This is a genomic window from Streptomyces rhizosphaerihabitans, from assembly GCF_025399795.1.
Lineage (GTDB): Bacteria > Actinomycetota > Actinomycetes > Streptomycetales > Streptomycetaceae > Streptomyces > Streptomyces rhizosphaerihabitans.
Window position 1 is genome coordinate 69,100 of record NZ_JAODTZ010000013.1, and the last position, 13,381, is coordinate 82,480.

Annotated in this window: 12 protein-coding genes; 5 read left to right on the forward strand and 7 right to left on the reverse strand. The window is 69.9% G+C overall.

The window, feature by feature from the left end; genetic code table 11:
* Positions 1 to 234: 234 nt before the first annotated feature.
* From folB to N4G66_RS15525, 3 genes are all read left to right on the forward strand, one after another.
* Complete coding sequence (gene folB, locus N4G66_RS15515; RefSeq protein WP_261704683.1) at positions 235 to 594, forward strand: dihydroneopterin aldolase; 360 nt, start codon at positions 235 to 237, stop codon at positions 592 to 594.
* A complete protein-coding gene (gene folK / locus N4G66_RS15520) occupies positions 591 to 1,202 on the forward strand; it encodes a 2-amino-4-hydroxy-6-hydroxymethyldihydropteridine diphosphokinase (RefSeq protein ID WP_261704684.1) in 612 nt (203 codons plus the stop codon). Before folB ends, folK begins: the two co-directional genes overlap by 4 nt.
* Before the next feature lie 72 nt (positions 1,203 to 1,274).
* Positions 1,275 to 1,763 carry a DUF3180 domain-containing protein gene (locus N4G66_RS15525; protein WP_261704685.1) on the forward strand — a complete coding sequence of 163 codons (489 nt, stop codon included), beginning with the start codon at positions 1,275 to 1,277 and terminating at the stop codon, positions 1,761 to 1,763.
* A gap of 60 nt (positions 1,764 to 1,823) precedes the next feature.
* Here the strand turns inward: N4G66_RS15525 and folE are convergent, their stop codons facing one another.
* The 6 genes from folE to dacB all read right to left on the reverse strand — a co-directional run bounded on the left by folE (position 1,824) and on the right by dacB (position 9,735).
* On the reverse strand, positions 1,824 to 2,429 hold the full coding sequence (folE, locus tag N4G66_RS15530; protein ID WP_261704686.1) for a GTP cyclohydrolase I FolE: 606 nt from the start codon (positions 2,427 to 2,429) through the stop codon (positions 1,824 to 1,826).
* Positions 2,430 to 2,575: 146 nt separating this feature from the next.
* On the reverse strand, positions 2,576 to 4,603 hold the full coding sequence (gene ftsH, locus N4G66_RS15535; protein WP_261704687.1) for an ATP-dependent zinc metalloprotease FtsH: 2,028 nt from the start codon (positions 4,601 to 4,603) through the stop codon (positions 2,576 to 2,578).
* Positions 4,604 to 4,802: 199 nt separating this feature from the next.
* Positions 4,803 to 5,363 carry a hypoxanthine phosphoribosyltransferase gene (hpt, locus tag N4G66_RS15540; RefSeq protein WP_261704688.1) on the reverse strand — a complete coding sequence of 187 codons (561 nt, stop codon included), beginning with the start codon at positions 5,361 to 5,363 and terminating at the stop codon, positions 4,803 to 4,805.
* Positions 5,364 to 5,531: 168 nt separating this feature from the next.
* The gene (gene tilS / locus N4G66_RS15545) at positions 5,532 to 6,695 is read right to left on the reverse strand and encodes a tRNA lysidine(34) synthetase TilS (protein WP_261704689.1); all 1,164 of its coding nucleotides are present in this window, start codon (positions 6,693 to 6,695) and stop codon (positions 5,532 to 5,534) included.
* Positions 6,696 to 6,887: 192 nt separating this feature from the next.
* A complete protein-coding gene (locus N4G66_RS15550) occupies positions 6,888 to 8,036 on the reverse strand; it encodes a zinc-dependent metalloprotease (protein ID WP_261704690.1) in 1,149 nt (382 codons plus the stop codon).
* A 142-nt stretch (positions 8,037 to 8,178) separates the two neighbouring features.
* Complete coding sequence (dacB, locus tag N4G66_RS15555; protein ID WP_261704691.1) at positions 8,179 to 9,735, reverse strand: D-alanyl-D-alanine carboxypeptidase/D-alanyl-D-alanine endopeptidase; 1,557 nt, start codon at positions 9,733 to 9,735, stop codon at positions 8,179 to 8,181.
* A gap of 79 nt (positions 9,736 to 9,814) precedes the next feature.
* Between dacB and N4G66_RS15560 the strand changes: the two genes are divergently transcribed.
* Both N4G66_RS15560 and N4G66_RS15565 read left to right on the forward strand, forming a co-directional pair.
* Entirely contained in the window at positions 9,815 to 10,306 is a 492-nt protein-coding gene (locus N4G66_RS15560) for an inorganic diphosphatase (RefSeq protein WP_261704692.1), read from the forward strand.
* Between the two features lie 157 nt (positions 10,307 to 10,463).
* The gene (locus N4G66_RS15565) at positions 10,464 to 12,122 is read left to right on the forward strand and encodes a threonine/serine exporter family protein (protein ID WP_261704693.1); all 1,659 of its coding nucleotides are present in this window, start codon (positions 10,464 to 10,466) and stop codon (positions 12,120 to 12,122) included.
* A gap of 71 nt (positions 12,123 to 12,193) precedes the next feature.
* On the opposite strand, the gene N4G66_RS15570 is transcribed toward N4G66_RS15565, so the two are convergent.
* Positions 12,194 to 13,324: a DedA family protein gene (locus N4G66_RS15570; protein ID WP_261704694.1), complete on the reverse strand. Its 1,131-nt coding sequence runs from the start codon at positions 13,322 to 13,324 to the stop codon at positions 12,194 to 12,196.
* Between the last annotated feature and the right edge of the window lie 57 nt (positions 13,325 to 13,381).

The following is a 13,381-nucleotide window of genomic DNA, read 5'->3' on the forward strand; positions in this document are numbered from 1 at the left end:
CCGCAGGGACCAACAGGTGATTGGAATCGCCGACCCGGGGTAGGGGCGGCTACCTACCCGTGAGCCGTGGCGTTCCCCAGGGGAAACGCCCGGTGAAGCCTCGTGGCCTTCACCAGGGCGCCCGTCCCCGTGGGCGAGCGTTGTCAGTGCCCGCAGGTAGATTCGTTCGAGGCCGGTGTGCCGACCGCATTCGGCGCATGACGGCCGTTACCGACAATTGCAGGAGTGATTCGCGTGGATCGTGTCGCGCTGCGCGGCCTCAAGGCCCGCGGGCACCACGGCGTCTTCCAGAAGGAGCGCGAGGAGGGCCAGACCTTCATCGTGGACCTGACGCTGGGCCTGGACACCCGGCCGGCCGCGGCCGACGACGACCTGGCGAAGACCGTGCACTACGGCATCGTGGCGGAAGAGGTCGTCGCCGTGGTCGAGGGCGAGCCGGTCGACCTCATCGAGACGCTCGCCGAGCGCATCGCCCAGACGTGTCTCAAGCACGACGGGGTCGAGGAGGTCGAGGTCTGCGTCCACAAACCGGACGCGCCCATCACGGTCCCCTTCGACGACGTGACCGTCACGATCATCCGGAGCCGAGCATGACCGCGTCCTTCACCGAGGGTCAGAGCGACCCGACCGTACAGCCGGTGCCCGCCTCCGTGGTCGAGCGGGTGGACGCCGCCGACACGACCCTGCACAATCCGCGGCGCGCGGTGATCTCCCTCGGCTCGAACCTGGGCAACCGCCTGGAGACCCTCCAGGGCGCCATCGACGCCCTGGAGGACACCCCTGGTGTCCGGGTCAAAGCGGTCTCCCCCGTCTACGAGACGGAGCCGTGGGGCGTCGAACCGGGCAGCCAGCCCTCGTACTTCAACGCGGTCGTGGTGCTCAGGACCACCCTGCCCCCGTCCTCGCTCCTGGAGCGGGCCCACGCGGTCGAGGAGGCCTTCCGCCGGGTACGGGACGAGCGCTGGGGCCCGCGCACGATCGACGTGGACATCGTGGCGTACGCCGATGTCGTCTCCGACGACCCGGTGCTGACCCTCCCTCACCCGCGCGCCCACGAGCGGGCCTTCGTCCTCGCCCCCTGGCACGACGTGGATCCCGAGGCACAGCTCCCCGGTCGCGGTGCCGTCGCCCAGCTCCTCGCCGTGGTCACGTGCGACGGTGTAGCGGCCCGCCCGGACCTGGAACTCCGGCTGCCCGAGTAGTCGTTAAGGTCAAGACGACCACAGGCCGGCCCGACACGGGGCCGGCCACAGGCGGGCTACCGAAGGGGCAACGTGAAAGAGCTGCGTATCAGGACACTGGCCGCCGTGTTCGTGGTGGCCGGAGTGCTGTCCTGGGCGGGCGCCCGCCTGTGGAACGCGGTGGGCACGCTGCCCCGGGTCCCGCTGGCCGCACCCATCGTCCTCGCCCTGATCGCGATCGTCCTCCTCGCGACGGCCCTGTCGCTGCGCGCCCGCCTCAAGGCGCAGCGCGAGCGCCGCCCCGGTGCCAAGGGCGTCGATCCGCTGATGGCCGCCCGCGCGGTCGTCTTCGGCCAGGCGAGCGCCCTGGTGGCCGCCCTGGTGGCGGGGATGTACGGCGGCACCGGCGTCTTCCTCCTGGAGTCCCTGGAGGTACCCGCCCGCCGCGACCAGGCCATCTACGCCGGCCTCTCCGTCATCGCCGGAATCGGCGTGATAGCGGCCGCCTTCTTCCTGGAGCGCGTCTGCAAGCTCCCGGAGGACGACGACGAACACCACGGCGGGGCCGCTCCGGTGGCATAGCGCCGAGGCGGGCCCCATGGTCTGAGGCCGGCCCGCGTCGGCGTCCGTTCCGCGTCCGTCCTAGCGGGCCATGATGAGGCTCATCGCCTCGTTGCGCGTCGCGGCGTCGCGCAGCTGTCCGCGCACCGCCGACGTGATGGTCTTCGCGCCCGGCTTACGGATACCGCGCATGGACATGCACATGTGCTCGCACTCGACGACCACGATCACACCGCGCGGCTCCAGGATCTCCATCAGGGAGTCGGCGATCTGCGTCGTCAACCGCTCCTGCACCTGCGGACGCCGGGCGTAGACGTCGACGAGGCGGGCCAGCTTGGACAAGCCGGTGATCTTGCCGCTGGTGGCGGGGATGTAGCCGACGTGCGCGACACCCCTGAACGGGACCAGGTGATGTTCACACGTACTGAACACCTCGATGTCCTTCACCAGGACCATCTCGTCGTGGCCCAGGTCGAACGTCGTCGTCAGCACGTCCTCCGGTTCCTGCCACAGGCCCGCGAATATCTCCTTGTACGCCCGCGCCACCCGCCCCGGTGTCTCCCTCAGTCCCTCACGGTCAGGGTCCTCGCCGACCGCGATCAGGAGCTCTCGTACGGCGTTCTCGGCACGCTTCTCGTCGAACTCGCCGATCACGCCCTCGCCGTCCAGCGTCACGGGGTCGGTCATCTGGTCCTCGTTCCTGTGGATCCTTGTGCGTGCCTCGACGCGTCCAGAAGGTGCGGGCACACGAAAATGCCGCGCCCCCCAGGCTAGAACCTGGGGGGCACGGCATCCATTCCGGGCCTGATGAGGCCGCCCGGAGCCGAGTGATATCAGCTCTCGGTGCGATCCTCCGGGGCCGCCTCCGTCGCCGGGACGGACTCCGTCGCGGTGGCGATGGCCGCCGCCGAGCCGTTCGCCCCGTTCGTCAGTGACAGCTCCTTGGGGGAGAGCACCGGCGGGCGGGTGGACGGCGTGCGACGGGAGGAGCCGGTCCACGCGGGGCGGGCCGGGCGCTTGACGATGGGAGCGAAGACCTCGGCGATCTGCTCCTTGCTCAGCGTCTCCTTCTCCAGCAGCTGGAGCACCAGCGCGTCGAGTACGTCGCGGTTCTCGACCAGGATTTCCCAGGCCTCGTTATGCGCGTTCTCGATGAGCTTCTTGACCTCTTCGTCGACGAGCGCGGCGACCTCTTCCGAGTAGTCGCGCGGGTGCGACATCTCCCGGCCCAGGAAGGGCTCGGTGTTGTCGCCGCCGAACTTGATCGCGCCGAGACGCTCGGTCATGCCGTACTGCGTGACCATCGCGCGAGCGGTGGCCGTGGCCTTCTCGATGTCGTTCGCGGCGCCGGTGGTCGGGTCGTGGAAGACGAGCTCCTCGGCCGCGCGGCCGCCCAGCATGTACGCGAGCTGGTCCAGCATCTCGTTGCGCGTCGTGGAGTACCTGTCCTCATCCGGCAGGACCATCGTGTAGCCGAGAGCACGGCCTCGCGAGAGGATCGTGATCTTGTGGACCGGGTCGGAGTTCGGAGAAGCCGCCGCGACCAGGGCGTGGCCGCCCTCGTGGTACGCGGTGATCTTCTTCTCCTTGTCCGACATGATCCGGGTCCGCTTCTGCGGGCCCGCGACCACACGGTCGATCGCCTCGTCCAGCATGGAGTTGTCGATCAGCTTCTGGTTGCTGCGCGCGGTGAGCAGCGCCGCCTCGTTCAGCACGTTCGCCAGGTCTGCGCCCGTGAAGCCGGGGGTCCGACGCGACACCGCGGACAGGTCGACGTCCTGAGCGACCGGCTTGCCCTTCTGGTGAACCTTGAGGATCTCCAGACGGCCCTGCATGTCCGGGCGGTCGACCGCGATCTGGCGGTCGAAGCGGCCGGGGCGCAGGAGGGCCGGGTCGAGGATGTCGGGCCGGTTCGTGGCGGCGATCAGGATGACGCCGCCCTTCACGTCGAAGCCGTCCATCTCGACGAGCAGCTGGTTGAGGGTCTGCTCGCGCTCGTCGTGACCACCGCCGAGGCCGGCGCCGCGGTGGCGGCCGACCGCGTCGATCTCGTCGACGAAGACGATCGCCGGAGCGTTCGCCTTGGCCTGCTCGAACAGGTCACGGACTCGGGAGGCACCGACACCGACGAACATCTCGACGAAGTCGGAACCCGAGATCGAGTAGAACGGAACGCCCGCTTCGCCCGCGACGGCGCGCGCGAGGAGCGTCTTGCCCGTACCAGGAGGGCCGTACAGCAGGACGCCCTTGGGGATCTTCGCGCCGACGGCCTGGAACTTCGCCGGCTCCTGGAGGAACTCCTTGATCTCGTGGAGCTCTTCGACGGCCTCGTCCGAGCCCGCGACGTCCGCGAACGTCGTCTTCGGGGTGTCCTTGGTGATGAGCTTCGCCTTGGACTTCCCGAAGTTCATGACCCGGGAGCCGCCACCCTGCATCTGGTTCATCAGGAACAGGAAGACGACGACGATGAGGACGAAGGGAAGCAGGGAAAGCAGGATGCCCACGAAGGGGTTCTGCTTGGACGGCGAGACCGTGTAGCCGTCCGGGATCTGCTTGTTCTGGTACTTGTCCTGCAGTGTGTTGGCCAGGGCCACGCCCTGGTCGCCGATGTAGCTCGCCTGGATCTTCGAGCTGCCGTCAACCTTCTCGCCGTCCTTCAGCGAGACTTTGATGACCTGCTCGTCGCCAGTGGTGATCTTGGCTGACTGGGCCTTGTTGTCGTTGATCGCCCGGACGACCTGACCGGTGTCCACCGTCTTGTAGCCGCCGGACGAACCGACGACCTGCATCAACACGACCACGGCAAGGACGGCCAGCACGATCCACATGACCGGCCCACGGAAGTATCGCTTCACGTCCATCCATACGGAGCGGTGTCGCCCCGTCCCTCCTGCCATAGTGAGTTTGATAAAGACTGTTCTTCGGACGGTACCCCAGCATTGTCACCCGAAGCCGCAGGGGACTGCTGGCAATCCTGCCCACGCATGCTCCAACGGCGCGAAACCCGCTGGGGTTCCCGAACGCCCTACGAGGACTGAGCCGCCCTCAGGAAGAGTGCGCTCAGCCGCCGTAGACGTGAGGCGCGAGCGTACCGACGAACGGGAGGTTCCGGTACTTCTCGGCGTAGTCCAGGCCGTACCCGATGACGAACTCGTTCGGGATGTCGAAGCCGACCCACTCCACGTCGATCGCGACCTTGGCCGCGTCCGGCTTGCGCAGTAGCGTGCACACCTTGAGCGAGGCGGGCTCGCGGGAGCCGAGGTTGGAGATCAGCCAGGACAGGGTCAGCCCGGAGTCGATGATGTCCTCGACGATGAGGACGTGCTTGCCCTTGATGTCGGTGTCGAGGTCCTTGAGGATCCGCACCACGCCGGAGGACTGGGTGCCCGCGCCGTACGACGACACGGCCATCCAGTCCATGGTGACGGGGGTGGACAGCGCACGCGCGAGGTCCGCCATGACCATCACGGCGCCCTTGAGCACTCCGACGATCAGCAGGTCCTTGCCCGCGTACTCCGCGTCGATCTTCGCGGCCAGCTCAACCAGCTTCGCGTCGATCTCTTCCTTGGTGATGAGCACCGACTTGAGGTCGGTGCCCATGTCTTTCGCGTCCACCCGCATCACTTTCGGTCGTCCGTCCCACTTTTTTGGGCTCGTTCACCTTCAGGGCGCCCGTGTCACTGGCGGCGGTCCCCTTACGGCTCACCCGCGCGGCCGCTCGGACCGCCCGTGACCCGACTGAAGGGGTCTCGGGGAGCCGCGCGAGCGGCCCCGGTGCAGGGTCCGGTTTCAGCCTTGCCGAATCACCAGTCTGCCACCCTGGCGCTGAGCGACGACTTTGCCCGGGAGATTGATGGCCCCCTGACCGCGCCATCCGGTGATCAGCCGGTCGATTTCCTCGATGTGGCGGGCGAACAGCGAACCGGCCGGAGCGCCCGCCTCGATGGCCGCGCGGCGCAGGATCCGGCGGCGTACGGCGGGCGGGAGGACGTAGAGCTTGGCGCACTCCAGGAGGCCGGCCGCGTCGCGTACGGACGCCTCCGCCTGGCTGGCCCAAGCGTCGAGGGCGTCGGCATCGTCCCGGGAGAGCTGGGCCGTCCGGGCGAGCGCCTCGACGACTCCTTTGCCGAGTGCCTTCTCCAGTGCGGGGAGGCCCTCGTGGCGGAGCCGGGAGCGGGTGTAGGCCGGATCGGCGTTGTGCGGGTCGTCCCAGACGGGCAGCGACTGGACCATGCACGCCTTGCGGGCGGTCTGCCGGTCCAGGTGCAGGAAGGGGCGGCGGTAACGGCCGTCGGCCCCCGAGACCGCGGCCATTCCGGACAGCGAGCGGATGCCGGAGCCGCGGGCGAGGCCGAGCAGGACCGTCTCTGCCTGATCGTCGCGGGTGTGGCCGAGGAGGATCGCGGAGGCGCCGTGGCGCTCGGCGGCACAGTCCAGGGCGGCGTACCGGGCGTCGCGGGCGGCGGCCTCGGGGCCTCCGTCGCGGCCGACGGTGACGGCGATGGACTCGGCCGGGGCGAGCCCCAGCTCGGTGAGGCGCAGCACGACTTCGTCGGCGCGCAGGTCGGAGCCGGGCTGCAGACCGTGGTCGACGGTGATGCCACCGGCGCGGATGCCGAGTTTGGGGGCTTCGAAGGCGAGGGCCGAGGCGAGCGCCATGGAGTCGGCGCCGCCGGAGCAGGCGACGAGTACGACCGGCGTCGGGGACCCGTCCTCGCCCGGTCGGGGCCGGGAGCTCGCGGGGGGCTGGTCGTGCGGGACCCGTGCGGGCGCCGTCATGCTGCGCCGTGTTCCGGGGGCGGGGACGCGCTCCGCGTCGGGCGCGCAGGGGCGCGCGGCACCGCGTGCGGGCGTACGCCGGGTGTCGGGGGTGGGCGGTTGCTCAGTGAGGATGTCGTGGAGTACGCGGCGGACCGCCAGGCGTATCGCCGCGACCGCAGGATGGGGACCCATGTCCGGTTCCCTTCATGAAGTTTTCGGGGGGTTAGCCCGGGATCGGTCACTCAGAGTGTGACGATGGTGACAGAACCGGGGCGTTCCCCGAGCATTGCACGCCTACCCGTGCTCCACGGTCCCTCGGACGGGTGACACGAGGGGCGTTTGCCTGCCATCGGCCGGATTCGTTTCACGACCGTCCCGCAGGGTTCACGACTCCGCCTTGCGGTGCACCCGCGCGACCCAGTCCGCCGGTTTGGCGATCTCCGCCTTGGTCGGGAGGGTGTTCGGGGAAGTCCACACACGGTTGAAGCCGTCCATGCCGACCTCACCGACGACCGCCCGTACGAACCGCTCGCCGTCCTTGTACTGCTTGAGCTTGGCGTCCAGGCCGAGCAGTTTGCGCAGGGCCAGGTCGAGGCGGGAGGCGCCCTTGGCGCGGCGCTGCTGGAATTTCTCGCGGATCTCGGCGACGGAGGGGACCACGGCGGGCCCCACGCCGTCCATCACGAAATCGGCGTGTCCCTCCAGGAGGGACATCACGGCGGTGAGACGACCGAGGATCTCGCGCTGGGCGGGCGTCTGCACGATTTCCACGAGGGAACGTCCGCCGTCGTCCTCCTCGGTGTCGGGGCGGGAGCCGGAGAGCGACTGGGCGGCCTCCCTGATGCGTTCCAGGACGGTCATGGGGTCGACCTCGGTCTCCCCCAAGAACGACTGGATTTCGCCCTCCAGGTGGTCGCGCAGCCAGGGCACGGCCGTGAACTGGGTGCGGTGGGTCTCCTCGTGGAGGCACACCCACAGGCGGAAGTCGTGGGGCTGGACGTCGAGTTCGCGCTCCACGTGCACGATGTTCGGGGCGACCAGCAGGAGCCTGCCGCCGCCGTTTCCGGAGCCGGTGGGCGCCCCGGCGGGCAGGTCCCTGGTCGCGGGCGCGAACGTCTCGTACTGCCCGAGGACCCTCGACGACAGGAACGACAGCAGCATGCCCAGTTCGACGCCGGTGACCTTGCCGCCGACGGCGCCGAGGACGGCTCCGCCCGCGGTGTTCCCGCGCCGTTCCTGCATCTTGTCCAGAAGGGGCTTGAGGATCTCCCGGAACCCCGCGACGTTCGCCCGGACCCAGCCGGGGCGGTCGACGACGAGGACGGGGGTGTCGTGGACGACGTCGTCACCCATACGAGTAAAGCCCCGGACGTGCTCCTCCGAGGCCTTCGCGTGTCGGCGCAGCTCCGCGACGATGGCCCTGGCCTCGTCGCGGCTCACCTCGGGGCCCGGCCGCACGAGCCGGGTCGCGGTCGCCACCGCGAGATTCCAGTCGACCATCCCAGTAGATGCAGCACCACCGATGCTCGTCATGCGTCAACCGTACGTGAGCGGGTCCGGCTGCGGTGAGAGGTACGGAGCCGGATGCGCCCCGATCGAGGGGCTGGTGGTGCTTCTGGTGTGCACGGGCCGGGCGGGGTCGGAGGTGTCCGTTCGGGGACGGCCAGGACAGGTCCTAGCGGCAGCCGCACGCCACCAGTGCCGTCGCCGTGTGGTCCAACGCGGCCCGCGCTTCCAGGGGGTTCGGGGGGTGGGCGGCGTCGGAGGTCAGGAAGGCGAAGGCCAGCAGACGGCCGTCCTTGTCGACGACCGTGCCGGCGAGGGTGTTGACGCCGGTCAGGGTGCCGGTCTTGGCGCGGACGACACCGGTGGCGGTGGGGGCGTCGGCGTAACGGGTGCTGAGGGTGCCGGTGAAGCCGGCGACGGGCAGGCCGGTGAGGACCGAACGGAGTTCGGGGTGGGCCGGGTCGCCGGCCTTGGCCAGCAGGGCGGTGAGCAGGTCGGCGGAGAGCTTGTCGGCGCGGTTGAGGCCGCTGCCGTCCGCGAACTGCGCCCCGGGCAGGGGGAGTCCGAGCTTCTTCAGCTGGGCGCGGATCGCCTTCGCGTCGCCGTCGAAGCTGGGTTCCTCGCCGGTGGCGAGGGCGACCTGGCGGGCCAGGGCCTCCGCGATGTCGTTGTCACTGTTGGTCAGCATCCGCTCGACCAGGGCGGACAGCGGCGGCGAGGAGACGGAGGCGAGGGCCTCGGAGCGGTTCGTCGCCTTCGAGGGGCCGGGTGCTGTCGTGGTGATGCCGTGGTCGTGGAGCAGGTCCGCGAACTTGCGCGCGGCGTCCGCCGCCGGGTCCAGGGCGCGTCCGGCCGGTCCGCCGGTAGTGTCGTCCAGTCGGCCCTCGTCGGCCATCAGGGCGGTGACCTTCGCGATGTTCTCGTTGACTCCGATGGGGTGGAGGCCGGGGCCGGAGTACAGCGAGGTGTCGTAGGAGAGCGTCACGTGGTTCATGTGGCGGGCCTTCAGGGCGGCGGCCGTCTCCTCGGCGAGGGTGCTCAGGTCCGCCCAGCCGTCCGCGGGTTTGCGGGCGGTCAGCGTCGGGTCGCCGCCGCCGACGAGCACGACCTCCTTGGTGTCGGGCTCCAGGACCGTACGCGTCCGGATGCGGTGGTCGGGGCCCGGCGCCGTGAGGGCGGCGACCGCGGTGGCGATCTTCGTGGTGGAGGCCGGCGTCTGGACCTGGTCGGCACCCTTGCCGTAGAGCCGTGTGCCGGTCGCCACGTCGACCACGACGGCGGTGCGCACCGAGCCGAGGACGGGGTTGGCCAGCAGCGGGTCGAGGACGTTCGCGAGGGCCTTCCCGGCGGGGACGGGCACGGCACTCGCGGAGCCGCCGAGTCCGGCCAGCACGGAGGCGGCGCTGGGGGCGGGCCGGGGTGACGTTCGGGGCGTACCGGATTTACGTGCGTGATCTGTGCCACCCTCGGGCGCCCGCGATGCGGCCCAGTCCCGCTCGGCCGTACGCTGGCCGGTGGAGTCCCAGGGACCGGCCACGGTCACCGCCCCGGCCGCCAGGGCCAGGCCCACGGTGGCCGCGACGGCTGTGAGCTGCGGTGTCGTCAACCGCACGGCACGCGGACGCACGGCTCGGGTGACCCGCGCCACATGCGGTTTCACCGTTCGCGCGACCCGCACCACATGCGGTCTCGCAGCCCGCCAAGCCCTCAGCTCTGGCACGACCACCAGCCCCTTTCGCGATCACCCACCTGCGTGAGGGACACTTAATCACCAGAACTATGTGCTGATCATGGAGGAGCCACCGGTGGAGTTCGACGTCACGATCGAGATTCCGAAGGGTTCACGGAACAAGTACGAGGTGGACCACGAGACCGGTCGGATCCGTCTGGACCGTCGACTCTTCACCTCGACCAGCTACCCGGCCGACTACGGCTTCGTCGAGAACACTCTCGGCGAGGACGGCGACCCGCTGGACGCCCTGGTCATCCTGGACGAGCCGACCTTCCCGGGTTGCCTCATCCAGTGCCGCACGATCGGCATGTTCCGTATGACGGACGAGGCCGGCGGCGACGACAAGCTGCTGTGCGTCCCGGCGCACGACCCGCGTGTGGAGCACCTGCGCGACATCCACCACGTGTCGGAGTTCGACCGCCTGGAGATCCAGCACTTCTTCGAGGTCTACAAGGACCTGGAGCCCGGCAAGTCCGTCGAGGGCGCCGACTGGGTCGGCCGTACCGAGGCCGAGGCCGAGGTCGAGCGTTCCTACAAGCGCTTCAAGGACCAGGGCGGTCACTGACCTCCCCGCGGGCGGTCGATGACCTCCTCCGCTTCCGAACGGGCCGCGTGATCCCCATGGGGGTCGCGCGGCCCGTTCGTGCCTTCCGTACGCATACTGAGGCATACGGAAGGCAAGAAGGAGAACCACACAGACGCGAAAGGCGAGGCTGGAGTTGGTGGCGGACCCGGAAGCGGAAGACCGCAAGCCGCAGTCGGACGAGGCTAGGAGTGCATTCAGCTCGCCCGCCGGTGTGGCGGCGCCGGGGCCGGCGGCGGCCGACGAGGAATCGTCGACGACTTCGGAGTTCGCGCTGCCCAAGGGTCTCGACGCACCGCAGCAGGCCGGTCCTGAGCAGGAGGGCTCGGCGTTCAGCACGCCGCGCACCTACAGCGCCAAGCACGCCCCGCCCGCGTTCACCCCGGCGACCGGCATCCCCTTGGTCAGCCTGACCAAGGACGTGCCGTGGCAGGACCGGATGCGCACGATGCTGCGCATGCCGGTGACCGAGCGGCCCGCGCCCGAACCCGTGCACAAGGAGGACGAGTCGGGGCCCGCAGTCCCGCGCGTCCTCGACCTGACCCTGCGCATCGGCGAGCTGCTGCTCGCGGGCGGTGAGGGCGCCGAGGACGTTGAGACGGCGATGTTCGCGGTCTGCCGCTCCTACGGTCTTGACCGCTGCGAGCCGAACGTCACCTTCACCCTGCTGTCGATCTCGCACCAGCCGTCCCTGGTGGACGACCCGGTGACGGCGTCACGGACCGTGCGGCGCCGGGGCACCGACTACACACGCCTGGCGGCCGTCTACCGGCTCGTCGACGACCTGAGCGACCCGGAGACCGCGATCTCCCTGGAGGAGGCCTACGGGCGGCTCGCGGAGATCCGGCGCAACCGGCACCCGTATCCCGGCTGGGTACTGACCGCCTCCGGCGGGCTGCTCGCCGGCGCCGCCTCCGTGCTCGTCGGCGGTGACGCGATCGTGTTCGTCGCCGCGGCACTCGGCGCGATGCTGGGCGACCGGCTCGCGTGGCTGTGCGCGGGGCGTGGGCTGCCGGAGTTCTACCAGTTCACGGTGGCCGCGATGCCGCCGGCCGCGATAGGGGTCGCGCTCACGCTGGCGCATGTCGACGTGAACGCCTCCGCGGTGATCACCGGTGGGCTCTTCGCGCTGCTGCCGGGGCGGGCGCTCGTCGCGGGGGTGCAGGACGGGCTGACCGGCTTCTACATCACCGCGTCCGCGCGGCTGCTCGAAGTCATGTACTTCTTCGTGGGCATCGTCTCCGGCGTCCTGCTGGTGCTCTATTTCGGCGTGAAGCTGGGCACGCAGCTCAACCCGGACGCGGGGCTGAGCCTATCGGAGCGGCCGCTGATCCAGATCGCCGCGTCCATGCTGCTGTCGCTCACCTTCGCGATCCTGCTCCAGCAGGAACGATCCACCGTCCTCGCGGTGACCCTCAACGGAGGCGTGGCCTGGTCGGTGTACGGGGCGATGCACTACGCGGGCGGTATCTCGCCGGTGGCCTCCACGGCCGTCGCCGCGGGCCTGGTAGGTCTCTTCGGGCAACTGCTCTCGCGCTACCGGTTCGCTTCCGCGCTGCCGTACACGACGGCAGCGATCGGGCCCCTGCTGCCCGGTTCGGCGACCTACTTCGGGCTGCTGTCCATCGCCCAGAACGAGGTCGACAAGGGCTTGGTGTCGCTCACCAAGGCCGCGGCCCTCGCGATGGCCATCGCGATCGGCGTGAACCTGGGTTCGGAGATCTCGCGGCTGTTCCTGCGCCTGCCCGGCGGCTCCGCCGGCGGGCGGCGGGCCGCCAAGCGGACGCGCGGGTTCTGAGGCCCGGTCCCAGGAGGACCGGGCCGCCGGAGGGCGGGGCGCGGAAGGCCGGGTCGCCGGAGGCCCGGTCCTCAGTTCTGCGTGGGGCCCTGGTCGTAGGGGTACTGCTCCGCGCCGTACCGCTGCTGCGGGTGGCCCTGGGGGTGCTGCTGGGGGTACTGCTGCGGCGGGTGGGCCTGGCCCTGGTCGTAGCCCTGCTGGTAACCCTGGTCGTACTGCGGCTGACCGTACTGCTGCTGGTCGTAGCCGTAGCCCTGGTCCGAGCCGTAGGGCTGCTGGGGCTGGGGCTGCTGGGACGGGTACCCGTTGCCCTGATGGCCGTAGCCCTGCCCCTGATTGCCGTACGCGTCGTGGCCCTGGTTCCCGTACTGCCGGTCCTGGCCCTGGTTGCCGTACGACTGGCCGTGACCCTGGTTGCCGTACTGCTGGCCCTGGCTGCCGTACGACGGGTCCTGGCCCTCGTGGACCGGCGGCACGCGCAGCGGCCTGGTCGCGTCGTCCATGACAGGCGCGGCGGGCCGGGCGTAGGCGTCCGCGGGCTGGGCCTGGACGGACTCCTGGTACTCCTGGGGCGGGTTCTTCTTGGCCTTCGAACGGGCGCGCAGGAATTCGATGATGATCGGGACCACCGAGACGAGCACGATCAGGATCAGGATCAGCTCGATGTTCTTGTTGACGAGCTCGATCTTGCCGAGCCAGGAGCCGAGCAGCGTGACGCCCGCGCCCCACATCACGCCGCCGATGACGTTGAAGGTGAGGAAGGGGCGGTACCTCATGCCGCTGACACCGGCGATGATCGGCGTGAACGTGCGCACGACGGGCACGAAGCGGGCCAGCACCAGGGACTTGGGCCCGTACTTCTCGAAGAACTCGTTGGCCTTGACCACGTTCTCCTGCTTGAACAGGCGGGAGTTCGGGCGGGTGAAGAGCGAGGGCCCGACCTTCTTGCCGAAGAGGTAGCCCGCCTGGTCGCCGAGGACCGCGGCGAGACAGATCAGCGGGACCGCCGCCCACAACGGGAAGTCCATGGCGCCCGTGGCGATCAGCAGACCGCAGGTGAACAGCAGCGAGTCACCCGGCAGGAAGAAGCCGATGAGCAGGCCGGATTCGGCGAAGACGACCAGCAGCAGGCCCCAGATGCCGAAGTTGTCCAGGAGCGTGTTCGGATCCAGCCAGCTGGGACCGAGGGCAAGCGTCATCACGGTTCCGGGCTCCTGAGGGGTGAGGGGAGGACGGCGGTCCTGTACGGCCGGCCAAAG

What these genes read in the sequence shown, in the direction of transcription:
- ftsH (WP_261704687.1), bottom strand. Translation starts at nt 4,603, where the DNA reads ATGGACGTGAAGCGATACTTCCGTGGGCCGGTCATGTGGATCGTGCTG.
- hpt (WP_261704688.1), bottom strand. Translation starts at nt 5,363, where the DNA reads ATGCGGGTGGACGCGAAAGACATGGGCACCGACCTCAAGTCGGTGCTC.
- folK (WP_261704684.1), top strand. Translation starts at nt 591, where the DNA reads ATGACCGCGTCCTTCACCGAGGGTCAGAGCGACCCGACCGTACAGCCG.
- N4G66_RS15550 (WP_261704690.1), bottom strand. Translation starts at nt 8,036, where the DNA reads ATGACGAGCATCGGTGGTGCTGCATCTACTGGGATGGTCGACTGGAAT.
- folE (WP_261704686.1), bottom strand. Translation starts at nt 2,429, where the DNA reads ATGACCGACCCCGTGACGCTGGACGGCGAGGGCGTGATCGGCGAGTTC.
- tilS (WP_261704689.1), bottom strand. Translation starts at nt 6,695, where the DNA reads ATGGGTCCCCATCCTGCGGTCGCGGCGATACGCCTGGCGGTCCGCCGC.